The organism is Bacillus sp. FSL L8-0654 (assembly GCF_038629965.1).
Lineage (GTDB): Bacteria > Bacillota > Bacilli > Bacillales > Bacillaceae > Bacillus > Bacillus safensis.
In genome coordinates this window covers 3,254,124-3,276,703 of the sequence record NZ_CP152026.1, presented here as the reverse complement: position 1 = coordinate 3,276,703, position 22,580 = coordinate 3,254,124, and the positions used below count along the sequence as shown (strand labels likewise).

20 protein-coding genes are annotated in these 22,580 nt (G+C 41.8%); 10 read left to right on the top strand and 10 right to left on the bottom strand.

Annotation, left to right across the window (positions count from 1 at the left end; genetic code table 11):
• Positions 1 to 106: 106 nt before the first annotated feature.
• The 3 genes from MHH65_RS16920 to MHH65_RS16910 are packed head-to-tail and all read right to left on the bottom strand — an operon-like array spanning position 107 to position 3,807.
• Positions 107 to 1,249 (bottom strand): Ger(x)C family spore germination protein, encoded by a 1,143-nt coding sequence (locus MHH65_RS16920; RefSeq protein WP_061110168.1) that lies wholly within the window; start codon positions 1,247 to 1,249, stop codon positions 107 to 109.
• Entirely contained in the window at positions 1,239 to 2,336 is a 1,098-nt protein-coding gene (locus MHH65_RS16915) for an endospore germination permease (RefSeq protein WP_061110167.1), read from the bottom strand. The genes MHH65_RS16920 and MHH65_RS16915 overlap by 11 nt, the downstream gene beginning before the upstream one ends.
• On the bottom strand, positions 2,326 to 3,807 hold the full coding sequence (locus tag MHH65_RS16910) for a spore germination protein (RefSeq protein ID WP_061110166.1): 1,482 nt from the start codon (positions 3,805 to 3,807) through the stop codon (positions 2,326 to 2,328). Before MHH65_RS16910 ends, MHH65_RS16915 begins: the two co-directional genes overlap by 11 nt.
• A 746-nt stretch (positions 3,808 to 4,553) precedes the next feature.
• Between MHH65_RS16910 and pgsB the strand changes: the two genes are divergently transcribed.
• The 5 genes from pgsB to MHH65_RS16885 all read left to right on the top strand — a co-directional run bounded on the left by pgsB (position 4,554) and on the right by MHH65_RS16885 (position 8,884).
• Positions 4,554 to 5,735 (top strand): poly-gamma-glutamate synthase PgsB, encoded by a 1,182-nt coding sequence (pgsB, locus tag MHH65_RS16905; RefSeq protein ID WP_024423670.1) that lies wholly within the window; start codon positions 4,554 to 4,556, stop codon positions 5,733 to 5,735.
• Positions 5,736 to 5,750: 15 nt separating this feature from the next.
• A complete protein-coding gene (pgsC, locus tag MHH65_RS16900) occupies positions 5,751 to 6,200 on the top strand; it encodes a poly-gamma-glutamate biosynthesis protein PgsC (protein WP_007497520.1) in 450 nt (149 codons plus the stop codon).
• Positions 6,201 to 6,218: 18 nt separating this feature from the next.
• Entirely contained in the window at positions 6,219 to 7,385 is a 1,167-nt protein-coding gene (locus MHH65_RS16895; protein WP_041115544.1) for a CapA family protein, read from the top strand.
• Positions 7,382 to 7,552 (top strand): hypothetical protein, encoded by a 171-nt coding sequence (locus MHH65_RS16890; protein WP_087976066.1) that lies wholly within the window; start codon positions 7,382 to 7,384, stop codon positions 7,550 to 7,552. Before MHH65_RS16895 ends, MHH65_RS16890 begins: the two co-directional genes overlap by 4 nt.
• A 108-nt stretch (positions 7,553 to 7,660) precedes the next feature.
• Entirely contained in the window at positions 7,661 to 8,884 is a 1,224-nt protein-coding gene (locus MHH65_RS16885) for a C40 family peptidase (RefSeq protein ID WP_041115545.1), read from the top strand.
• 56 nt (positions 8,885 to 8,940) lie between these two features.
• On the opposite strand, the gene MHH65_RS16880 is transcribed toward MHH65_RS16885, so the two are convergent.
• Both MHH65_RS16880 and MHH65_RS16875 read right to left on the bottom strand, forming a co-directional pair.
• Positions 8,941 to 9,822, bottom strand: a complete 882-nt coding sequence (locus tag MHH65_RS16880) for a Cof-type HAD-IIB family hydrolase (RefSeq protein ID WP_176544449.1) — start codon at positions 9,820 to 9,822, stop codon at positions 8,941 to 8,943.
• Positions 9,823 to 9,985: 163 nt separating this feature from the next.
• Positions 9,986 to 10,951: an LCP family protein gene (locus MHH65_RS16875; RefSeq protein ID WP_061110165.1), complete on the bottom strand. Its 966-nt coding sequence runs from the start codon at positions 10,949 to 10,951 to the stop codon at positions 9,986 to 9,988.
• A gap of 257 nt (positions 10,952 to 11,208) precedes the next feature.
• Here MHH65_RS16875 and MHH65_RS16870 point away from each other — a divergent pair, with 257 nt between their 5' ends.
• Together MHH65_RS16870 and MHH65_RS16865 are read left to right on the top strand one after the other, a co-directional pair.
• Positions 11,209 to 12,573 (top strand): sugar porter family MFS transporter, encoded by a 1,365-nt coding sequence (locus MHH65_RS16870; RefSeq protein ID WP_098677181.1) that lies wholly within the window; start codon positions 11,209 to 11,211, stop codon positions 12,571 to 12,573.
• Between the two features lie 136 nt (positions 12,574 to 12,709).
• Positions 12,710 to 14,107 (top strand): bifunctional glycosyltransferase family 2 protein/class I SAM-dependent methyltransferase, encoded by a 1,398-nt coding sequence (locus MHH65_RS16865; protein ID WP_268417818.1) that lies wholly within the window; start codon positions 12,710 to 12,712, stop codon positions 14,105 to 14,107.
• A 13-nt stretch (positions 14,108 to 14,120) separates the two neighbouring features.
• On the opposite strand, the gene MHH65_RS16860 is transcribed toward MHH65_RS16865, so the two are convergent.
• The 5 genes from MHH65_RS16860 to kduI form a co-directional block, all read right to left on the bottom strand.
• The gene (locus tag MHH65_RS16860; protein ID WP_076840198.1) at positions 14,121 to 15,266 is read right to left on the bottom strand and encodes a Ger(x)C family spore germination protein; all 1,146 of its coding nucleotides are present in this window, start codon (positions 15,264 to 15,266) and stop codon (positions 14,121 to 14,123) included.
• Positions 15,263 to 16,363 (bottom strand): GerAB/ArcD/ProY family transporter, encoded by a 1,101-nt coding sequence (locus MHH65_RS16855; RefSeq protein WP_095409722.1) that lies wholly within the window; start codon positions 16,361 to 16,363, stop codon positions 15,263 to 15,265. Before MHH65_RS16855 ends, MHH65_RS16860 begins: the two co-directional genes overlap by 4 nt.
• A gap of 3 nt (positions 16,364 to 16,366) precedes the next feature.
• On the bottom strand, positions 16,367 to 17,833 hold the full coding sequence (locus tag MHH65_RS16850; RefSeq protein WP_268412546.1) for a spore germination protein: 1,467 nt from the start codon (positions 17,831 to 17,833) through the stop codon (positions 16,367 to 16,369).
• A 102-nt stretch (positions 17,834 to 17,935) separates the two neighbouring features.
• The gene (gene kduD / locus MHH65_RS16845; RefSeq protein WP_268412547.1) at positions 17,936 to 18,706 is read right to left on the bottom strand and encodes a 2-dehydro-3-deoxy-D-gluconate 5-dehydrogenase KduD; all 771 of its coding nucleotides are present in this window, start codon (positions 18,704 to 18,706) and stop codon (positions 17,936 to 17,938) included.
• Positions 18,707 to 18,714: 8 nt separating this feature from the next.
• Positions 18,715 to 19,542: a 5-dehydro-4-deoxy-D-glucuronate isomerase gene (kduI, locus tag MHH65_RS16840; protein ID WP_024426291.1), complete on the bottom strand. Its 828-nt coding sequence runs from the start codon at positions 19,540 to 19,542 to the stop codon at positions 18,715 to 18,717.
• Positions 19,543 to 19,801: 259 nt separating this feature from the next.
• Between kduI and MHH65_RS16835 the strand changes: the two genes are divergently transcribed.
• From MHH65_RS16835 to MHH65_RS16825, 3 genes are all read left to right on the top strand, one after another.
• Complete coding sequence (locus MHH65_RS16835; RefSeq protein ID WP_065214851.1) at positions 19,802 to 20,812, top strand: LacI family DNA-binding transcriptional regulator; 1,011 nt, start codon at positions 19,802 to 19,804, stop codon at positions 20,810 to 20,812.
• An 86-nt stretch (positions 20,813 to 20,898) separates the two neighbouring features.
• Positions 20,899 to 21,915 carry a sugar kinase gene (locus MHH65_RS16830; RefSeq protein WP_211043573.1) on the top strand — a complete coding sequence of 339 codons (1,017 nt, stop codon included), beginning with the start codon at positions 20,899 to 20,901 and terminating at the stop codon, positions 21,913 to 21,915.
• A complete protein-coding gene (locus MHH65_RS16825) occupies positions 21,887 to 22,486 on the top strand; it encodes a bifunctional 4-hydroxy-2-oxoglutarate aldolase/2-dehydro-3-deoxy-phosphogluconate aldolase (RefSeq protein ID WP_081124914.1) in 600 nt (199 codons plus the stop codon). Before MHH65_RS16830 ends, MHH65_RS16825 begins: the two co-directional genes overlap by 29 nt.
• The last annotated feature ends 94 nt before the right edge of the window (positions 22,487 to 22,580 follow it).

Genomic DNA, 22,580 nt, shown 5'->3' with positions numbered 1-22,580 from the left:
CCCTTCATGAATGTGTAACCGTTTACACACATAGATTATCACGAAAGCATCGAAATGACAATCTAAAAAAATAAAAAAAGAAAAGAAAGATGGCTTCTTCCTTTTCTTAACTAATGATACCTGTTTGTGTAATGTTCACTTTCACTTTTGGAATGATTTTCACCTTCGGATAATCGGTGACCCAGTTCATTTTCATATATTCATCATAGTGTCTGACCCGATATTTTCTGCCAAGGCTGAGGACGTCAGAATTCGCCTCTTGCAGGGCTGCAATGACTTTTTCGGCATCTTTTGTAAAAATAGCTGACAGCCTTTTATTTAACATTTCGATTTTCTTGTCTGTATCTAAATTGTCTTTCGGATATTCAACAACAGAGGTGGTGAATTCATAGTCAAGAGAGAAGGTTACGTTTCGATGATCAGGATTGACGATTTTTATGTCTCTCTTTGAATCCGTTACTTGAATGGTGATGTAATTGTTCTCCTTTGATTTCATATCACTTCTTACTTTTTTCGTGAAGTTTGCATAACTGCCCATTTTTCCATCCATAATGGTGAGCAGAATGGCATCCTGTGCATACAGTTCACCTTTCTTTTTCTCATTATCAAATAAGGCAACCCCTCTCACACTCGTTAACTTTTTTGACTTATCGTAGTAGAGTAACGGCAGTGTGAAATCCTCGCCGGTTTGCAGCATTTTGGACCGGATATTTTGAATGTTCTTAGGTGCAACTTGTGAGGAGCGTGATGCGGAAGTGATCAGGTTGTTTAAATAGTCGCTCACAATGAGTTTTTCCTTGAGCAGAGAATTGATTAAGTCCACACAGCTCCCCCCTTGCACCACTGCCAAGTTTGCGAGCAAAGGGCTTTTGGGATCGCGATAAAACATATCTAAGTAAGGAAGCAGCCGGTTTTGGGCAAATTCATCACCGATCAGCAGCACCCTCATTTTCGACATATCAATTCTTTGGTCTACACTCCGGCTAAAGTTGCTTCTTGCTTTTCTTAAAGTAGGCGCATCGGTTGTGAGAACAGTGGTTAAATAGCTGCCAGAATTCCCTTGCTGCATACTTTGAGACTGCTGCACCTTTCGATAGGTAATCGAATATCTCGCATTGTCATCCTCTCCTTGATCAACAGCTGAAGTTAATACGAGAGAGATGTCTTTTAATAGGTTTTGATCCCAGCAGCCAGGCATGAAAATGAGGGAAACACACATAAGCAGTGTCAACATGTACCTATGATGCATGTGATTTCACCTTCTTTTTGCGGTGTTTGATCAAGATGATAATGGCCATCATGATCGGAAGTGTGTAAATAAATGAATATTGTGCAACGGTGGTAAAGTCATTAAAGCGCTGAATTCTAAAGTTATCAGTTGAAAGAAAACAGCTTGCAGCATAAATCAAAATGGCAAAATAGTAGACATATTTTTTGTGATTTTTTTTCTTCAGCATACTGGACACACCATTTGCACAAAAGTACAGATAATTACTCAGTGTGGCTAAAATGACAAAGACCCAAAAGCTCAGAAAAATTAAATCCGTGCGCTCAATGACACCGAATGTAATGGTTTTTAATAGATACAAAACAGGATTCGGGATCACATCAAGCTCAGCTGGGCTGAAAAACATAAAACAAATTAATGTAATAAATAGGTAGTAAAGCGTCGTGCATATATTTGAAATGGTCATCACTTTATATCGTTCCTTAATGGTGCCCTTCATCAGTGGAGAGATAATTAAAATCATCTCAAATCCATTCATTGACAGCACCACGTCCTTCAATCCAAGCTGAAATTGAGAGATATCTGTTTGGAAAAAAGGCAGGAGGTAATCAATATTGGTTCCTTTCAATGCATAGAACATCAATAGAGAGAGCATGAGCAAAAAGGGAGTCAAAATAAAGTTAAACCTGACAATGGCTGTAATTTGCTCTTTTGCGATATAGATAATGCATATCATCAGTAATAGGTTAATCACCCAGTTTGGTGTGAGCGGGAGCACCCATATGCCAAGAATCCTTGTGAATATAGAAAGGACTACGATGCAAACCGAGGCAAAGTATAATGTATAGAGTACGACCAAGGCGCGTCCGATCCATTTTCCAAAGACATCAATCAGCGCTTGGAAAAATGACGTTTCTGGATACTTGTAGATGATATAAAGAAAAATGGTATTGATAATCTGGATAAAAAAACACGCGACAATTATCGCCATCCAGCCATCGTGTCCCATGTCTTTCATCAGCAAATGGGGGAGCGCTAAAATTCCAACACCAATTTGAGACTGGATGATAAAAAAAACAGCTTGAGGTGGAGATATTTTATTTTTCATTTTTCTTTGTCCACCCTCTCAGTTGTTCAATTTGTTTGTCTTTTTGCGGATTTAAATAAACAGGGCGGTTTTTGTACATCCACATTGGGAGTCGAACTACCGTATCTTTTAAGTCCTGCCAGTTAAATGGAGCAACAGGTGATAAATATGGCACCCCTAGTGATTCTAGGCGGCATAAATTCATGAGAATAATGGCGAGCCCAAATGAAATGCCAATAAATCCAAACATCGATGCCATAAACATGAGCGGGAAACGGAGCATCCTGATGGTGGACGTCATTTCAAACGACGGAAGTACAAATGAAGCGACAGCCGTCACAGCGACTACAATGACTTGGACATTCGAAATAAGTCCTGCTTGTACAACCGCATCCCCAATAACTAAACCTCCTACGATGCCAATGGTCTGCCCGATTGGTTTAGGCAGACGCACCCCAGCTTCACGTATAAGTTCAATTGTGATCTCCATCAGTATGGCCTCTATCAATGGAGGAAAGGGAATGCCAATAATAGAGTTCTTCATCGTAATGGCTAGTTCATCTGGGACAACCTCATAATGAAACGCAATAACAGCAATATAAAAAGATGGCAATATGACTGCGATGATGCAGGCAAGATAACGAAGAATACGAATAAACGTAGCAGGAATCCAGCGGCTGTTATAATCATCTGGCGACTGAAAAAAACTAAAGAACGTGATAGGCAGAATGATGGCCATTGGACTGCCATCCATAAGTACGACTATTCTGCCTTCAAGAATCGCAGATCTTACCTTGTCCGGACGTTCTGTATCAATCAGCTGCGGGAAAATAGAATATGAATCTTCCTCAATTGCCTCAACGATAGAGCCAGGACTTATCAGTGTGTCTACTTTAATAGAAGAAATCCGTCTGTTGACTTCTTCGACCTTTTCTTGATTGGCAATATCAGATATATACACCGTTGCAAGCTTTGTTTCCGATTTTGTACCGACCTTATGATATTGAATGGCGAGCTTCCGATCATTTAAATGCGAACGCAGTAAGTAGATATTGGTATCAAGGCTTTCAACAAACCCGTCATGTGCACCCGCGATAATACTTTCAGAAGAAGGTTCAGAAATAGAGCGAAGCGGCGGCTGTCCGACAGCAAACAGCTTGATTTGCGAGGAGTTTTCATCAAGAAAGGCAATACTTCCCGCAATAATACTGTCTGTGATCAGCGTCAAGTCGCCTGTTTCAAGTGTGCTAAGAGATTTTATATAATTCTGCTTTCCAGGAGAGCCTAACAAGTTACCGATAATGAAATCATTTAATTTGCCTTCATCAATTCTTGTTTTAATAAAAAACAGCACAGATTTTGTTTCATTCACCATTAACTCTCGGTATTCAAAATCGCCGCTTTGCTGAAATGTTTTTTTTAGGATACGGATTTTTTCCTCGAAGCTACCTGATAAAAAATGTAGACGTGTCTGCTCATTGGTGTTTGGCATCTTTAGCCTCCTCTCACAGATTTTTTACCCATAGTGTAAGCGGAGAAGCGAATTTTATTCGTCTCCTTTGGGGAAAGCATGACATAAGCTGACAACTTTCAACTAAATTCACATTAAAAATGTTAAGAAATGATGAATCTTGATAAAAACAAATGAATAATGTTTCATTGTTTAGGTCATAAGATGCGAATCTCGTAAAGAGAAGGTACACCGAAATGATCAAATATTTACATCTTATCCCAATTTTTCGTGACCTAAAAATAAGCAGATGACTTGATTTTTTTAGAGGTGACCTTTGTCATAGGTCAACACACAGCAATCTGATCAATGAGAATGACTTTCTAACCTGTTCATTCAAAAATATAAAACATTCCAAAACACGCACTATTCATTTAAAGCGCTGATATGACTGTTGTTATAGAGAAGAGCGGGTTTTAAAACATTGATTCAAAATACATCTTAATAATTGTCAAAAAATTTAGGGAGAAAAGGACAAAAGATTTTCGGATCATTGATGGTAACGCTTTCTCATGAATTCAGCGGAAATTCAGACTGATTTTTGTCCGCCTTTTGGCCTTTTCATTTAAAGGATGGGTAGGCAAAAAAGCCTTCTGATTAGAGGAATTTGGCATACGAGGAAGTGAAAGATTATGTTACATAATACCGATTGTGATTTTATGCTGAACAGATATACTGTTGATTGAATTTACATATCACACTCATAAAAAAAGGAGATGTAGATAGCGATGTGGTTAATCGTTATAGCCTGTGTCATCATGTTAGGGATTGGCTTTATTGAAAAGAAGCGTCATCAGAAAAATATCGATGCCCTGCCGGTGCGCGTCAATATTAATGGTATTCGCGGAAAGTCTACCGTCACAAGATTGACAACCGGTATCTTAATGGAGGCAGGTTATAAAACTGTCGGTAAAACAACGGGAACGGATGCAAGAATGATTTATTGGGATACGCCAGAGGAGAAACCGATTAAAAGGAAACCGCAAGGACCGAATATCGGAGAGCAGAAAGAAGTTATGAGAGAAACAGTTGAAAGAGGAGCAAATGCTATCGTCAGTGAATGTATGGCGGTAAATCCAGATTACCAAATTATCTTTCAGGAAGAGCTGCTTCAAGCAAACATTGGCGTGATCGTAAACGTTCTTGAAGACCATATGGACGTCATGGGGCCGACACTTGATGAAATAGCAGAAGCCTTTACAGCGACAATTCCTTACAATGGACACTTGGTTATTACGGATAGTGAATATACGGATTTCTTTAAAGAGATTGCGAAAAAACGCAACACAGAAGTCATTGTTGCAGATAATTCCAAGATTTCCGATGAGTTTTTGAGGAAATTTGAGTACATGGTTTTCCCAGATAATGCTTCACTGGCACTTGGTGTTGCCCAAGCATTAGGGATTGATGAAGATACGGCATTCAGAGGAATGTTAAATGCGCCGCCTGATCCAGGAGCGATGAGAATTCTTCCATTAATGGACGCGAAAACGCCTGGACACTTTGTAAATGGATTTGCGGCAAATGACGCAGCATCTACATTGAACATTTGGAAGCGTGTGAAAGAAATTGGATATCCAACAGATGAACCGATTATTATTATGAACTGCCGTGCGGATCGGGTAGATAGAACGATCCAGTTTGCGGAGGATGTACTTCCATATATTGAAGCAAGTGATCTTGTCTTAATTGGTGAAACAACAGATCCAATTGTGAAGGCATATGAGGAAGGGAAAATTCCGGCTGACCACTTACACAACCTTGAATATCAATCTACAGAAGAAATTATGAATATGCTTGAGAAAAAGCTTCATAATCGAGTGGTTTATGGAGTCGGCAATATCCATGGTGCCGCTGAACCGTTAATCGAAAAAATTCAAGAATACAAAATTAAGCAGCTTGTCAGCTAGGAGGAAATATAGAAAATGTTCGGATCAGATCTTTATATCTCGTTAATTTTAGGTGTTCTACTTAGTTTAATCTTTGCAGAAAAAACAGGAATCGTACCAGCTGGACTTGTTGTTCCGGGTTATCTGGCGCTTGTATTTAACCAGCCAGTCTTCATTTTAGTCGTCTTATCTGTCAGCTTGCTTACGTACGTCATCGTTCGCTTTGGTCTATCAAAATTTATGATTTTATACGGACGCAGAAAGTTTGCTGCGATGCTGATTACAGGGATTGCTTTGAAACTGATATTTGATTTCTTCTATCCAGTGGTCCCATTTGAAATAGCAGAATTCCGCGGAATTGGAATCATCGTTCCTGGATTGATTGCGAATACGATTCAAAAGCAAGGTCTTACAATTACCCTTGGAAGCACGTTACTTCTAAGTGGTGCAACATTTGCCATCATGTATGTTTACTATCTATTTTAAGATAAGGTGTGTCCAATGATGAATAAAAAATTGAGCTTTCAGGAAAAGCTGCTGAAAATCACAAAGAATCAAAAGAAAAAGACGAATAAACATGTACTGATTGCTTTACCGATCGTTATTGCTTGTACATTTCTATTTACGTTTATCGGGCAAGCACAAGTGCCAACTGTACAAAAGAATCCAGAAAACATCCTGACCGCTTCGTTTGTCGGTGACATTATGTTTGGAAGAAACGTAGAGAAAGTAACAGACCGCTATGGAAAAGAGCATCTCTTTCGTTATGCCAAGCCATATTTTGATGTGTCAGATTATGTGACAGGCAACTTTGAGCATCCTGTCGCTTCAGATAAGGAGCAGGCAGCCCAAAAGAATATTCATTTAAAAACAGATGAAGATTCTGTCCAAGCGTTGAAGGATTTAAATTTCTCTGTCTTAAACTTTGCGAATAACCATGCGGCAGACTATGGTGAAAAAGGGCTGAACAACACGATCAATGCCTTTGAACAAAATGGCATGGATTATACAGGTGCAGGCCGTAACCTCCAAGATGCGAAGCAGAACATTTCGTACAAAGAAGTAAATGGTGTCAAAATTGCTACACTTGGTTTTACAGATGTGTATGGGAAAGATTTCAAAGCAACGAATCGCCAGGCGGGTATTCTGCCAGCCGATCCATCTATCTTTATTCCGATGATTTCGCAGGCTGCTGAAAAGGCAGATCTCGTCGTTGTTCATGCTCATTGGGGACAGGAGTACAACAATGAAGTAAACGACAGACAAAGAGAATTGGCAAGAGCGATGTCTAAGGCCGGAGCCGATATCATTATCGGTGCTCATCCGCACGTCCTTGAACCAATGGAAGTCTATAACGGAACAGCGATTTTCTATAGTCTAGGCAACTTTATTTTTGATCAAGGCTGGTCAAGAACACGTGATTCTGCACTTGTTCAGTATCATCTGAATGAAGATGGAAAAGCGACATTTGAAGTTGTCCCAATGTACATCAAAGAAGCAACACCTGCTCCAGTAAAAGCAGGATCTCTAGAATCAAAAGCCATTATCCGTATGCTGACCAATGGAACGAATGCGGATTGGAAAGAAAAAGACGGACACATTTTCTTTGAAGTAGATCACGCTGATAAAGTTAAAAACTTAAAAGAAAACGGAGGGAAAGAGAAGAAATGAAATTTCTAAAAGCAAGCTGGCCGTTTGTTGCGTTAATTTTAGTCTTTGTCTTTATGTCTGCTTTTAAATTTAGTGACAGTCTGACAGATCACGAAAAACAAAAGATTTCGGTTGAAATGCAGAAAATTGAACAGCAAAAGCAGTCAAAAGCGGAAGCAGGTAAATAACCTAAAAAGGATAAAGGGCACGCACATCGCGTGCTCTTTTTTTGTCGAAATACGGTGTAAAATGAAAGGTGTCATGTCGAAACTATAGAAGAAAGGAGGGAAAGGATCATGAAATGGAAAGGAATGTTAATTGGAGGGTGTGCGCTTGTAGGGCTGATGTTCATGTCTCAAACAGCGGTTTCTGCTCAAACACCATCTCTTTTGGAGCAAGCGGAAAAGCTGATTGGAACACCTTATCATAAAGGAGGAACCGATCCAAAAACGGGCTTTGATGCATCTGGGTTTATTCAATATGTGTACAAGACATCCGAAACATTTGATTTGCCGCGGAAGGTCATCGACCAATATCAGATTGGAAAAAAGGTATCATGGGATAAAGCGCAGCCCGGTGACCTTGTGTATTTCCGAAGCCTTGAAGAAACGAAGGATATCCCAACACATGTGGCGTTGTACGCTGGGAACAATCAGGTTATCCACATCACGCTTAGTCAAGGTGTGGTGAGAACAGATGTCAGCAAAAGCAAATATTGGACTGATCGATTTTATGCGGTCAAACGACTGCCTGGCACACAAGAAATTTCTGATGACCCTCTTGTGAAAGATGCGATGACCTACTTGGGAATTCCTTATGTGTTTGGAGGAGCAGATCCAAAGACTGGATTCGACTGCTCAGGATTTTTACAGTATTTATTTGAAAAATCACTTGGAATCTATTTACCTCGAAGTGCTGAACAGCAGTGGATCGTTGGAGAAAAAGTGGCATTAGACGATATCCGCCCTGGGGATTTTGTTTTTTTTAGTAACACATATAAGCCCGGAATTTCTCATGTAGGTATGTATATTGGAGGCGACCGCTTTATTCATGCGAGCCGTTCTGAAAGTGTGACAATTTCTTATTTGTCTGAATCGTATTGGCGCGAGAAATGGACAGGTGCGAAACGATTAACAGATCTGGAGCTTGCGAAAGAGGACCCTATCGTATCAAAAGCCGCTACGTATATTGGTGAAGTCCCTTATGTCAAAGGCGGTACGAATCCAAAGGAAGGATTTGATACAGCAGGGTTCACGCAGTACGTGTATCAAGAAGTGCTTGGCATTGAGCTGCCCCGCTATGCATCAGGTCAAGTTAAAGCAGGTACACCTGTGAAACGTTCTGAGCTTCAGCCGGGAGATCTTGTCTTCTTCAGCGGAACAACATTGATGCCGGCGATATATGCAGGATCAAATCAAGTCATTCATGTGACTGTCTCAAACGGTGTTGTCTTAACCAATATGAAAACAAGTACGTACTGGAAGGACAAATATGAAACGGCTGTTAGAATCAAAAAATAAAGAAAAAGCCCGATCAATACTTGTATCGGACTTCTGGACTTCTCTCTAGGCGCTGATCAGACAAGCGTCTTTTTTTCATGGAATTGATTTTGTAAAAGAAGATCAATAAAATAAGCGACACCATCTTCATGATTTCCTTTTGTGATGAAGGTGCTCTTTTCTTTAATGACATCAACAGCATTCCCCATTGCAATGCGGTGGCCTGCTTCTTCAAACATAGAAAGATCGTTTGGGCTGTCACCAATTGCATAAATATGTGAGCGGTCTACACCATAATGGGCTGCGAGCTTTTTCAGGGCATGTCCTTTTCCAGACTCTTTTGGCAGCACCTCAATAATATGTTTACCAGACGAGGTCAATGAAAGCTCGGGCATGTCTGCCAGAAGATTTCGTGCTTCGTTCAGTTTGTTCATATCAAATGAGAAGCAGAGTAATTTATAGGTCGGTTCGTTCGACTCAAAAATCTCACGTATATCATCCACTGGTTTGATGCCAAATTGTTTAAATTGCGTCATGGCTCCTTCCCATAGATCAGCGAGATCCTCATTTGGGTTTGCGCTTTTGATCAGATCAAATTCTGCTTTCAGCTTCTCTTTTCCATCAAAAGGAGAGAGGAGAGCATCATCTGTATAGACTTCAAAGTAAATGTTTCGTTCCACTAATGCCTTTGCAGCCCGCTTGCCCGCTTCTTGGTCCAATGTGATACGGCTGAAGAGCTCGTATCCTTCTGTATGGACAGTCCCGCCGTTTGCCGCAATAATGGGGATGTCCAAATCGCCAAGCAGCTCCTTTACATCAAAAGTTGCCCGCCCTGTACAGATGGTCACAATATAGCCAGCATCCTTCGCACGAATCAATGCCTCTCGGTTTTGTGCGGATATTTCACTTTTTGTATTTAAGAGTGTACCGTCTAAATCAATTGCAATCATTTTTTTCATCGCTGTCAAATCCTCCTTCATTCATGCAATAGCCTCTTCAAAGTATGTACGATTTCCTTCATTCTCATAAAAAAGGAAGGTTAATTCCTCTCTATCAAGGCTAAACAAAAATGAGTGAATGATCAAGGAAATAAGAAAAAGCGCCCCAAAGGGACGCTTTTATTTATGATAATTCAAGCTGCTTCTTCAATTCTGTTTTTACTTCGTTCAGCTGGGTTTGATCCAATTGGAAATAATAAACACCGTTTGGCTGGTAATCAGATCCTTTAAGCTGAATGGTATCAACCGATTTCAATGATGTCAGAAGCGGGAAAAGACCGACTAACTCCTTCATTGAAAGGGTGGTTGACACATTATCACCGAGTGTATCAATGATATTATCGTATGACGGAATAGATGTTAATGATTTTGATTTATCAAAAATGGCTTTTAACACTTCCATTTGACGCTGTCCACGCATTAAATCACTATCTGCTTTTCTTGTTCTCACATATGCGAGCGCTTGATCACCATCTAGTGTATGAGTTCCAGTTTGAAGCACAACCTTGCCTTTTGTATCCTTTTTAATCTGTTTCACAAGATACTCATCCTTGATGTTAATAGGAACACCGTTTAATTCGTTGACGATTTCTTTAAACGCTACGAAATTACTTTGAATGACAAAATCGACCGGAATATCTAGTAAATCTTCAACTGTGCTCACTGTTAAATCTGCACCGCCAAATGCGTGTGCGTGAGTAATTTTATCAAAACCGTGGCCTGGAATATTAACGTATGAGTCCCTAGGAATGCTTAATAATTTAACGGTTTTATTTGTGCGGTTAATGGTTGCCAAAACCATTGCGTCACTTCGTGCTTGTTTCACTGTTTCGCCCGGTCTGCTGTCAATTCCAAGCAGCAAGACAGAAAAACTGTCTTTTCCTGGATCGAATGCTTCAATTCGTTTCACAGATTGTGCGCCGCGATCAAGAGATACTTGAGCCTTTTTAGCAGCATTGGTTATTTTATAGTAGGCATAGCCTGTGACTGAAGCCGTTGTCAGTAAAAGAATACTAATGATAAAAAGAGTGACTTTCACCCATGGTTTTAAACGCTTTTTTCCTTTGCGTTTACTTCGTGATTGATCCATATATTTTAAACCCTCGCTATGATTTTATAGTAAAGATGTCCTTCTTTCTGCTTACAAACTAAAACAAATATACCTTAAAACGGGATATAGTGCGACATTTTTTTCACTAACGCTTAATTGACGTTTCCTTCTCGTAAAAAGTTTCAAAGATACACAAATGAAATATATTTGTCATAAAACATCGAAATGTTTGAAATGACAGGAAGTGAGGAAAATGACTTTTCATAGAGTACAGAGACAAAAGTGGGGTTATGTATATGAAAAATCGGAATGGATGGCTTTATTTCTTCGGCGCCCTTGGCGGTGCCTTATATGGCTATGATACAGGTGTCATCTCTGGCGCCATCTTATTTATGAAAGAAGATTTAGGTTTAAATGCGTTTACAGAGGGGCTTGTCGTCAGCTCGATTTTAATCGGGGCGATGCTTGGTTCCTCTCTTTCTGGAAAGCTGACAGACCAATTTGGGCGGAAAAAAGCCATCATCGCCGCAGCTATTTTGTTTATTATCGGTGGATTTGGTACAGCTCTCGCCCCGAATACGGAAGTGATGATCTTATTCCGAATTGTACTAGGGCTCGCTGTCGGGTGCTCGACAACGATTGTTCCATTATATTTATCTGAACTTGCGCCAAAGGAATCACGAGGGGCACTGTCCTCTTTAAACCAGCTCATGATCACATTTGGTATTCTTCTTGCCTATATTGTGAACTACGCTTTAGCGGATGCAGAGGCATGGCGTTTGATGCTTGGAATTGCGGTTGTTCCTTCTGTTCTTTTATTATTCGGGATTTTGTTTATGCCGGAAAGTCCCCGCTGGCTGTTTGTCCACGGACAGGCTGACCGTGCGAAGGAGATATTATCTAAACTCAGAAAAAGTAAGCAAGAAGTGGCAGAAGAAATTTCAGATATTCAAAAGGCGGAAAGTGAAGAGAAAGGCGGTTTTAAGGAATTATTTGAGCCATGGGTACGCCCAGCATTGATTGCTGGTGTCGGCCTTGCCTTTCTGCAGCAGTTTATCGGTACAAATACGATCATTTACTATGCACCAAAAACATTCACAAGTGTTGGTTTTGGGAATTCAGCAGCGATTTTAGGAACTGTCGGAATTGGTGCAGTGAATGTCATCATGACGTTTGTTGCCATTAAAATCATTGACCGTGTAGGGCGTAAAGCGCTGCTCCTATTTGGGAATGCAGGAATGGTCCTTAGTTTAATTGTCCTGTCAGTGGTCAACCGATTTTTTGAAGGATCACCAGCAGCAGGATGGACAACCGTTATTTGTTTGGGTCTCTTTATCGTCATCTTTGCTGTCAGCTGGGGTCCTGTCGTTTGGGTGATGCTCCCAGAGCTGTTCCCAGTACATGTCAGGGGAATCGGTACAGGTGTCTCGACCTTCCTTCTTCATACAGGAAATTTAATCATCTCGCTGACATTCCCAGCTTTATTAAGCGCGATTGGCATCAGTAATCTCTTCCTCATTTATGCGGTCATTGGCGTAGGCGCCTTCTTATTTGTAAAATACTTGGTGACGGAAACGAAGGGGAAAAGTCTTGAAGAAATTGAAGAAGATTTAAAAAAGAGAAATCGTGCTGTCACAAGTGGCGAAGGAAAAACGGTTTGAACGATGGCCAGCTGCCGTGTGCAGCTGGTTTTTCTATGTTAAACAAACGTTTAATCAAGAAAGGACATTCCCTCATCTTCTGAACGTGCTGCCTATCACATACATATGGAACAGGCGGGAGAAAGGTGGAAATGAGATGAAAGGGAAAACAAGCATTGTCATGCTGACGTACAATGAACTGCATTTGACGAAAACATGTATCGATAGCATGAAACAGCATACGAATAGTGACCAATATGAACTCATCATCGTCGATAATGCATCAACTGACGGCACGAAGGAATATGTAAGAGAGCTGGATGATGTGATTTTCATTGATAATGAAGAGAATGAAGGTTTTGCAAAGGGATGTAATCAAGGGGCAAAAAAAGCTTCTGGAGACAGCATTCTCTTTTTAAATAATGACACGATCGTGACGGAAAATTGGCTTTCTCCATTAAAAGAGGCGCTATTCGCTTCAGAACGAATTGGGATGGTGGGACCCGTCTCTAATTATGTGAGCGGCCCTCAGATGGTCCAGCCATCGTATACAGATGTGAAGGAGCTCCCAGCCTTTGCTAAGGAGTATACGTCTAAGAGAAAAGGTAAGAGAACTTATGTGCACCGGCTTGTAGGGTTTTGCTTGCTCGTGAAAAGAAAGCTGATCGAGGATGTGGGATTATTTGATGAGCGGTTTGTATATGGATCATTTGAGGATGACGATCTATGTTTGCGTTCATTACTAAAAGGATATCAGCTGCAAATTGTGCATGATTCCTTTGTGCATCATCATGGTCATGCTACCTTTAATGCCAATCAAGAAACAAACATCTCTACACTGTTTACTGAGAATAGACTTCGATTTTTAGATAAGTGGGGCATAGATCTAAATTTGATCACTCCTCATCCGTATTTTGCGGAATTACTCCCTGAGGACGCTGCTCGCGTGCTGGATGTTGGGTGCGGCGCAGGGGCTACCGGGCTTGAACTGATGAATCGGCAGTCGGTAGACATGTACGGGGTAGAGGCAGATACATTAAAAGCAGCGGTCGCAAAGGCGTATTATGAAGAAGTCATCGAGACAAATGCAGATGAATACCCATGGTCAGAGAAAGAGGCCTTTTTTGATGCGGTCATTTTTTCGGATGTTTTAGAGCATGTGTCAGATCCTTGGCACATCATTGAGCAAGCGCACGCCTCTTTAAAGCCAGGCGGTGTCATCATTTGCTGCCTGCCTAACATGATGCATGCAGAGGTGCTTCTTCCTTTGATGACAGGTGATTTTACGTATCAAGATGTAGGAATCTTAGACCGAACCCATATACGGTTCTTCACACCAAACACCATGCGTGCGCTTTTCCCAGACCAATTATTTGAACGCGTGATCGAGCAGCGGATCAATGTACAGATTGATCAAAACGTCCAATTGTTTTTTGACGAGGTGGCAAGAATAGGAGCGTCACTCGGCTTTCAAACAAAAGCGTTGTCTGATCAAGTGACTTTGTATCAGCTTCTCATTGTCGTACGTAAAAAAGGCGGCTCTCCTTTGGGATAACCGCCTTTTTGTATTACCATTTGAAGCTTTTCGTTGCACCTTCTGCACCAAAGTTCAAAATGCTCACTTTGATGTCATACGTTATGTCTGCTTCTTGAAATAGTTTGTCCCATTCATCTCGATGCTGATCCCAATATTCAGGATACTTAATACGAAACTGCCGGCTTAAAAAAATAGGATCAACACCTACTTCATGTTGCATATGACTGACCGTTTTTTGTATGCGCTCTTTAATTTTACGAGAAAAAACCTTCTCAAATCGTTTGATGTACTGTTCATCGTATGAGTTTTCAGGGGGATATTGATCCTCTGACAATTTTCCATTTGTTTGTACGCTAATGTGAAAGGAAATCTTTCCGTCTTTCAGGTAGGGTTCAATCTTGGTTTTGGCTTTTTTAATTTCATACGTAATCGGAAAGCCTTTGTAGGTGGCGGGTACAACACCGCCTGCGATACGGTCCATCACCCAGTTTAAATATTGTACATCCTGCGCAGAGATGAAACCGATCAGCTTTCTTGTTTTTCCGTGAATGATACCTGCCCCATCATAAATAATTTCACCGTCTACCGCATCTACACTTTGTACAAGGAAGCTAACGCCCATTTGAAAATAATCAGACGCCCGGCCAATACGAGTTGGCAGTGCGATCTTTCCGTTAAAGCTTCGGTTTTTGGATGTTTCGAAGATATGTTCAACCGGAACCTTTTGCTGTGATTTCAATTTTTGGTTGATGACTTTTGACGCATCTCCTCGTGACACGAGGAGATAGCTGCTGCGCCGAACCTCATCATCTCGAATAAAATGATTAAGTGTTCCTTGAATATCGTGATGCTCCGCTTGATTTCTGCCAAACAAGAAGATTTTCAGGTGATCACTATAGATCGGCGGGTCCTTCAAGGCGACATTACTGACAGCCTCCAGCACATTTTTTCCCTTCGAGACGACATTCACATAGCCGGGAGAATCGGCTTCTTGTGTTCCGCCTGTTTTCGGTACAAGGTTTTGATAGGTCAGCTTAACTCCATTCTCATCTTGTTCATCAATGCCAACACCGCGTACAAACGATAGTTTTTCAATATCCTTTAAGTCCCAGCAGCCTGCTGATAGAAGGAAAAGGCAGCAGGAAAAAAAGAATAACAGTATACGCCTGCCTCTCATGCAGAACGACCTCCCCATTTTTTGCGTATCATCAGCAGGATAGCTGTAATAAAAGGAATGGCTAATACCGCGAACAATGCGTAGCCGAGTAAAGTAGAGTAGTAAAAGACTTCATTGATATTTCTAGGAAAAAGTGAGAGTGCTGATGTTATTAAAAATAGCAGCCATAGCAGTCTCGTTATATTGGTTGTTTTAAAAACGGTGAAGCAGCCTTTAATCGCAAACTGGAAAAAGCCCAGCATACAAATGAACTGCTGGCACGTCCAAATTGTCAGTAAGAAAATATCAAAACGTTCGATAAACACCCCTTCAAGTTCAAGCGCTTGTATAAGGGAAACCGTTGGCCAAGTGAGAGATTTCGTTTCACCAACGGTCATGGAGCCAATCACTATAAAGAGGGTGAGGGAATATACAAGAGAAGTAATTCCGACCCCGATCGCAGCCGCCCATTTTGCCTTAGACCATTTGTCTTTATAAATGAGCGGGACAACAAACAAAATCACTTCAAACCCTGTAAATTGAATAAAGGTTTGAGAGAACAGATTACTAAAATCTTTAAAACCATGCGCCATCACAGGGCGCAAATAATCAAAATCAAATATTTTTAAACAAAACAGCATGAGCGCTATGTAAATGACCATGGTGATCGGATAAATATAGGTCACCATTTTGACGACTGGAAAGATACCGCTTTTCAAATGATAGATCGCCACAAGTAGAAAAATCATGACAATCACGGTCATGGGAGTCGATTGCAGCAGGAAAAACTGAACCACTTCGCCGAGAACACGTGCCTCAAAGCCGACAATGCCTAGTAAATAGGCGATCAGCATTAAATTAAAGATCGTGCCAAAAAATGCTCCTGCTCCTTTTGTATTTGACTCAAAAATGGTGTCTGGTGCATTCTTTTCGGCAATCCACCCCAACAAAAAAGCAACGAAAGCAAAGATGACTCCCTGTATTAATACAATGATCCAGCCATCAGGGTATCCTGAATTGGCAGAACTGCGTGGAATGGTTAAAATTCCAGCGCCTATCATTGTAGAGCTGCAGAGGATGGTGACTTGTAACAATGATAGCCTTTCAGGTCTGTACATCGTTTAATCTCCTTGTCTTTTGAGATTTTTTATTTTTGCTGTTTTTGGTCTAGATTTAAAAAGCCCAATTGGTAAACGAACGTACGTATCCTTTAAATCTGAAAACGGTGAAGAAAGCACTGGTGTGAAATAGTCAAAACCAAAGGTCTTTAATTGCATCAAGTGACAAAGCACAAATAAATAACACATGATTAAGCCGTATAATCCAAACAATGCTGAACTAAAAATCGCCATAAACCGCAAAATACGCAGTGGAAAACTAAAGTCATATGACGGTGCTGTGAAATCAGCGAGTGCGGTCAGTGACACAATAATCACCATTAAGGCACTGACGATATTGGCTTGGACAGCTGCCTGACCAATAATTACGCCGCCAATGAGCCCAATTGTCTGTCCGATGGCTCTTGGAAGCCGTAGTCCAGCTTCCCGCAGCAGCTCTATCGTAAAAGACATGAGAATGGCTTCGACAACAGGAGGGAAAGGAACATTTTGCCTGCTGCCTGCGATGGTGAGTGCCATTCTTGTCGGTAATAAACCGGGATGATAAGAGACAAGTGCAATGTAAAGCCCGGGTAAAAAAATCGTGAGCAGCACGGCAATATAACGAAGTAAACGTAAAAGAGTCGCGCTTGTCCACCTCTGATAATAATCCTCCGGAGATTGCATCAAAGCTGTAAGTGTCATAGGTAAAATGAGGGCAAAAGGAGTCCCATCGAGCAAAATGGAGACTTTTCCTTCAAGCACAGATGCAATCACCCGGTCAGGACGTTCTGTGTTTTGAATTTGTGGAAAAATGGAGATGTGACTGTCCTCAATCAGCTGTTCAATATAGCCGGTTTCAGGAATGTCATCCATTTTGATTTCCATCATACGTGATAGCACATCTTCTACTAGTTTAGGATCAGCAATATCACGAACATACACAAGAGCAGCGGATTTTTTATTTCTAGTACCTATACTCACCTTTTGAATCACAAGGTGAGGGTCGTTTGCCCGCTCACGGAGTAAAGCCGTGTTTTTTTCAAGATTCTCAATAAATCCGATCCGTGGTCCTCTTACAAGAACTTCAGATTGCGGCTCTTCTACTTCTCTAAATTGAAAAAGATTCGTATGGAGCGCAAGCGCTTGAGCCGCTCCATCTACAAATAAAATAGCCCTGCCGCTATATAACTGCTCGATGGCAAGGTTCATATCATCCAGCACGTCACTTTGAATGCCAAAGAACGTTTTTGAAAGGGAGGGAAGTGTAGTAGAACCAACCTCGGTGATGTCGAGTTCCTTTTGCATAGGTGAAATGATTTGCTTAGAAAGCATCTCAAATTCTGTGAGTCCTTCAACGTACACGAGACATGCAGAAATAGTGGAAGGACCAAATGAAAAAGAGTGGAACACGATATCATCACTTCTTCCGGCAAAGCTTTTGACACGCTTAATGACGGACGCTATATCTTGTTCAATACGACTTTTCATAATACCTCACCCTCATCACATGTTTTTTATAGAGTGACTCGGAAGGTGGAGAATTATACAAATAGAAAAAAGAGAATCCCGGATAGGAATTCTCTCGTTTGTTTATCTTGCAAGCCATCCGCCATCAACAGCTAAAATGTGGCCGTTCATATAATCAGAAGCTGGTGAGCTAAGGAAAACAGCAGCACCGGCTAGATCCTCAGGCTTTCCCCAGCGGCCGGCGGGAATTCGTTTCAGAATCTCTTCATTTCGGTTTTCATCGTCACGAATGGCTTGTGTGTTATTAGTCGCAATATACCCAGGCGCAATCGCATTCACTTGAATATGCTGGCTCGCCCATTCGTTGGCAAAAGCTTTCGTCAGCCCAGCGACAGCATGCTTACTTGCTGTATAAGCAGGGACAAAGACGCCGCCTTGAAACGATAGAAGGGAGGCGATATTGACGATTTTCCCTTGCCCATTTTTCAGCATCTGCTGTCCAACCTTTTGCGTGAGGAAAAAGAGACTGTTGATATTCACATCCATGACCGTATGCCAATCTTCCTCTGAATAGTGAGCCGCCGGCTCTCTTTTAATGGTTCCAGCATTATTGATTAAAATATCAATCGTATGCTTCTTTAATATGGCATCGACAGCCTGCTTTGCAGACTGAGGATTAGAAAAGTCAACCTGAACCGCATGAAATGATCGGCCTGCCTGTTCGACTAGCGCCTTTGTTTCTTCAAGCGGTGTGTGATGGTACGTACCGATGATATCTGCACCTGATTTGGCAAGCGCCACGGCAATGCCTTGCCCAATGCCGGTTCCAGGACCTGTCACAAGGGCTGTTTTTCCTTCAAGGGAGAAGAGGGACGCTGCATATGAAGTTGTCATCACCCTCGTTACCTCAGCTGATCCATTGAGACAAAGTCCATATCTTTGAACGTATAGTTTTCGCCTGCCATTGCCCAAATAAATGAATAATTCGCTGTACCTGAGCCTGAATGAATAGACCAGGCAGGTGAAATGACTGCTTCCTCATTGGCCACAACAAGATGTCTCGTTTCAGATGGCTCCCCCATAAAATGAAAAACCCGTGCATCCTCTTCGATATCAAGATATAAGTACACTTCCATCCGGCGATCATGAATATGAGCGGGCATCGTGTTCCATGTGTTATTGGTTTCAAGCTGAGTGATGCCCATCATGAGCTGACAGCTTTGGATGCCGTCTGCATGGATGACTTGATACAGGTTTCGTACGTTGGAAGCAGCTGCTTCCCCTAAGTGGTTGGGTGTTAATTCAGCGATGGCTGCTTTTTGCGTAGGGTACGCCCTGTGAGCCGTGGCTGATACTAAATAGAACTTGGCCTGCTCGCCTGATGAACTAGCGAACTGTACATCTTCGTGACCAAGGCCAATATATAAGAAATCTTTATGCTCCAGCACAAAGGCCTCACCATCAACAGTGACCGTTCCTTGTCCGCCGACATTCACAATCCCGATTTCTCGTCTTTCAAGAAAATACTCCGTCCGTAAAAAGTCTCCGGCATCTAGTGTGATGGGCTCTGCTGCCGGCATCGCTCCGCCAATCACCACGCGGTCCTCATGCGAGTAATAGAGCTTTAATTCACCACTGACAAACAGCGTAGGAATATGAAAATGACGACGAAGTTCCTCTGTTGTAAAACGTTTGACCTGCTCAGGATGTACAGCATAACGATTTTCCATTTGGATAAGCCTCCCTTTCCATCTGAAACAAATATTGATATTTATTTGGTATCGGTTTCAAGGAAAATTCTAGAGGAAAAAGAGAGCGCCGTCAACCGTTAATTTGAAATCGCTTTCTTTTTCTCTGGTTAGACAAATTTTTGCCATCATCATGCAAAAAAATCTTCTGAAATGCATTCAATTATGATATGCTTTTTTTAAGTTTATTTGAAATCGGTTTCGAACCAAATGAGAAGATCAATTGTGGGAGTTTTTTTGAATGAAAGAGAAAAAGCAAACGAAAGTCACCATTAATGAAGTTGCAGCTTATGCAGGGGTCTCAAAATCAACTGTATCCAGATATATCAATGGCAGAACAAATGAAATTTCTTCAGAAAAGGTAAAAAAAATCAAGAAAGCCATTGAGGAACTCCATTATCGTCCGAGTCAGCTTGCTCAAGGATTGAAAGTTAGAAAAAGCAAGGTCATTGGGTTTATTGTAGCCGACATTACGAATCCATTCTCTGTGGCAACACTTCGCGGGGTCGAAGAGATTTGTGATGAATATGGATACAGCATCATGGTGTGCAACACAGATAATCGTCCAGAAAAAGAACGGGAAATGCTCCTAAAGCTGAATGCACATTATATTGAAGGGCTCATCATCAATACGACAGGACAGAACAATGACATTCTGGAGGATTTTCAGAAAAATGGTGTGCCGATTGTTCTTGTGGACCGGAAGCTGCCTGAACTGAAAGTCGACACAGTGACCACGAATAACCGTGATATCACCATCCGGCTGCTTCAACAAATGTATGAGAAAGGCTATGATCATATCGCTTTCTTTACTGAGCCTGTCGATGGAATCAGCCCTCGTGAAGAACGAAAGGAAGCATATGAACAGACAGCTTTGAGTAAACATAAGAAGCCGATCATTGCAGAGATTGATTTAAAGCAAAAGGAACAAATGCGCGAAGAGATTGTCCGTTTTTTACAATCAAACGAACAGAAAAAAGCGATTTTAGCCGGTAATGGATTACTCATGCTGAAGCTGATTAGTGAACTTGTAGAGCTTGGGGTGAAGATTCCTAAAGAGATAGGCATTGCAGGGTTTGATGATACAGAATGGTATAAGCTGATTGGACCTGGAATCACAATGGTTGCCCAGCCATCTCATGAAATGGGGAAAGCAGCCATGCAAAAAATCAAGACACGGCTAGAAGGGGATGAAAGTGCGCCCCAAACGATTCAGCTTGATGGAGAAATCATTGTGAGGAAATCTTTATAAACGATAGGCAGAGAAGAGTATACATACGTGCATGCTCTCTCTTTTTCAACTGATTTGAAACCGGTACCGAGGAAGGGGAGAAATGAGTGAAAGCATTGGATGCGGTCACATTTGGGGAATCAATGGCGATGTTTTATGCAGAGGAAGCCGGAGAGCTTCATCAAGTGCATACATTCCAAAAGGCGCTTGCTGGTGCAGAGAGTAACGTGGCTGTCGGCTTGGCGAGGCTGGGCTTTCATGTGGGATGGATGAGCAAAGTTGGAGCAGATTCACTTGGCACATTTATTTTAGAAGAGCTTCAAAAAGAGGGAGTCGATACAAGTGCAGTACTCCGTTCAAATGATGGGTCTCAAACGGGAATCTTACTTAAATCAAAAGTGATGGATGGAGATCCTGACGTCACGTATTATCGAAAAGGCTCTGCTGCGAGCACAATGAGTCCAAGCGACTTTCCCGCCGCCTATTTCAAACAGGCAGGCCATCTTCATATGACTGGTATTCCACCTGCCCTATCCAGTGGAATGAGAGCGTTTTCTTTTCGTGTCCTTCAAGAAATGAAAGAAGCGGGCAAAACCATTTCATTTGATCCAAATCTTCGGCTTCAGCTGTGGGAAGAGGAGGAAGATATGATTCATACGGTGAATCATATCGCTTCGCAAGTGGATTGGTTTTTTCCAGGGCTTGCAGAAGGGCAAAGGCTCACGGGTTATCAAGAGCCAGAAGAGATTGCAGATGTTTATTTGCAAAAAGGTGTCAAGCTAGTGGTCATTAAGCTAGGGGCAGAAGGCGCCTTTTATAAAAGTGCAGCCGGTCAGGGAATTGTGAATGGCTTTTATGTGCAGGATGTCGTAGACACAGTTGGAGCTGGTGATGGATTTGCAGTGGGGGTCATCAGCGGCTTGCTTGACGGCTTATCAGATGAAAAATCTGTGACAAGAGGCAATGCGGTTGGGGCACTTGCAGTGATGTCACCGGGCGATAAGGATGGACTGCCTACCCGGGAGGAGCTTCAGGCTTTTATGAAAGAAGCCAAGCGATATCAAAGGCGGGAGTACATGAAAGGGGATGAGAGATATGGGAAAGTCAGCAAGTTTGAGCGTTAAAAAGCAGCTAGCGTCTTGTAAATTGATCGCAGTGGTGAGAGCGGGTAGTGAAGCAGAAGGCATTGAAATGATTGATCGTTTAAAGAAAAAAGGAGTCCGTGCCATTGAAGTGACGTATACCACGCCAAATGCTGAACGCATCATCGCATCCTTCCAAGAGGAGAAGGACATCATTGTAGGAGCGGGAACAATTACGACGCTGGAGCAGGCACAATCAGCCATTGAGGCAGGCTCACAGTTTATCGTTAGTCCAGGATATCTTCCTATGATTGGTGAACATCTCTCATTTTACGACACACTCTATGTACCAGGTGTCCTCACCCCAAGTGAAATCATGCAGGCGAAAGCAGATGGCTACTGCTTGCTCAAGCTATTTCCAAGCGGCTCCTTCGGTTTATCCTATATGAAAAACCTGCAAGGTCCATTTCCAGAGATTGAATTTATTCCTACGGGCGGCATCCATCCAGCTGATGTTCCAAAGTGGCTCAAAGCAGGCGCGGTGGCTGTCGGTGTCGGAAGTCAGCTTGAAAGCAGTACAGCAGAGGAATTACAAGCCGTTCTTTCTTCATAAATACTTGTCAAACGAACAAACAACTGGCTCGTTGATGCCGGTTGTTTGTTCGTTTATCTGACATAACAGCAGATGAAATTTCAACTCTTCACGT

Bases quoted from the DNA above. Each gene is read 5' to 3' on its own strand.
- MHH65_RS16920 (WP_061110168.1), bottom strand. From the start codon at position 1,249: ATGCATCATAGGTACATGTTGACACTGCTTATGTGTGTTTCCCTCATT.
- MHH65_RS16915 (WP_061110167.1), bottom strand. From the start codon at position 2,336: ATGAAAAATAAAATATCTCCACCTCAAGCTGTTTTTTTTATCATCCAG.
- MHH65_RS16910 (WP_061110166.1), bottom strand. From the start codon at position 3,807: ATGCCAAACACCAATGAGCAGACACGTCTACATTTTTTATCAGGTAGC.
- pgsB (WP_024423670.1), top strand. From the start codon at position 4,554: ATGTGGTTAATCGTTATAGCCTGTGTCATCATGTTAGGGATTGGCTTT.
- pgsC (WP_007497520.1), top strand. From the start codon at position 5,751: ATGTTCGGATCAGATCTTTATATCTCGTTAATTTTAGGTGTTCTACTT.
- MHH65_RS16895 (WP_041115544.1), top strand. From the start codon at position 6,219: ATGAATAAAAAATTGAGCTTTCAGGAAAAGCTGCTGAAAATCACAAAG.
- MHH65_RS16890 (WP_087976066.1), top strand. From the start codon at position 7,382: ATGAAATTTCTAAAAGCAAGCTGGCCGTTTGTTGCGTTAATTTTAGTC.
- MHH65_RS16885 (WP_041115545.1), top strand. From the start codon at position 7,661: ATGAAATGGAAAGGAATGTTAATTGGAGGGTGTGCGCTTGTAGGGCTG.
- MHH65_RS16880 (WP_176544449.1), bottom strand. From the start codon at position 9,822: ATGAAAAAAATGATTGCAATTGATTTAGACGGTACACTCTTAAATACA.
- MHH65_RS16875 (WP_061110165.1), bottom strand. From the start codon at position 10,951: ATGGATCAATCACGAAGTAAACGCAAAGGAAAAAAGCGTTTAAAACCA.
- MHH65_RS16870 (WP_098677181.1), top strand. From the start codon at position 11,209: ATGAAAAATCGGAATGGATGGCTTTATTTCTTCGGCGCCCTTGGCGGT.
- MHH65_RS16865 (WP_268417818.1), top strand. From the start codon at position 12,710: ATGAAAGGGAAAACAAGCATTGTCATGCTGACGTACAATGAACTGCAT.
- MHH65_RS16860 (WP_076840198.1), bottom strand. From the start codon at position 15,266: ATGAGAGGCAGGCGTATACTGTTATTCTTTTTTTCCTGCTGCCTTTTC.
- MHH65_RS16855 (WP_095409722.1), bottom strand. From the start codon at position 16,363: ATGTACAGACCTGAAAGGCTATCATTGTTACAAGTCACCATCCTCTGC.
- MHH65_RS16850 (WP_268412546.1), bottom strand. From the start codon at position 17,833: ATGAAAAGTCGTATTGAACAAGATATAGCGTCCGTCATTAAGCGTGTC.
- kduD (WP_268412547.1), bottom strand. From the start codon at position 18,706: ATGACAACTTCATATGCAGCGTCCCTCTTCTCCCTTGAAGGAAAAACA.
- kduI (WP_024426291.1), bottom strand. From the start codon at position 19,542: ATGGAAAATCGTTATGCTGTACATCCTGAGCAGGTCAAACGTTTTACA.
- MHH65_RS16835 (WP_065214851.1), top strand. From the start codon at position 19,802: ATGAAAGAGAAAAAGCAAACGAAAGTCACCATTAATGAAGTTGCAGCT.
- MHH65_RS16825 (WP_081124914.1), top strand. From the start codon at position 21,887: ATGGGAAAGTCAGCAAGTTTGAGCGTTAAAAAGCAGCTAGCGTCTTGT.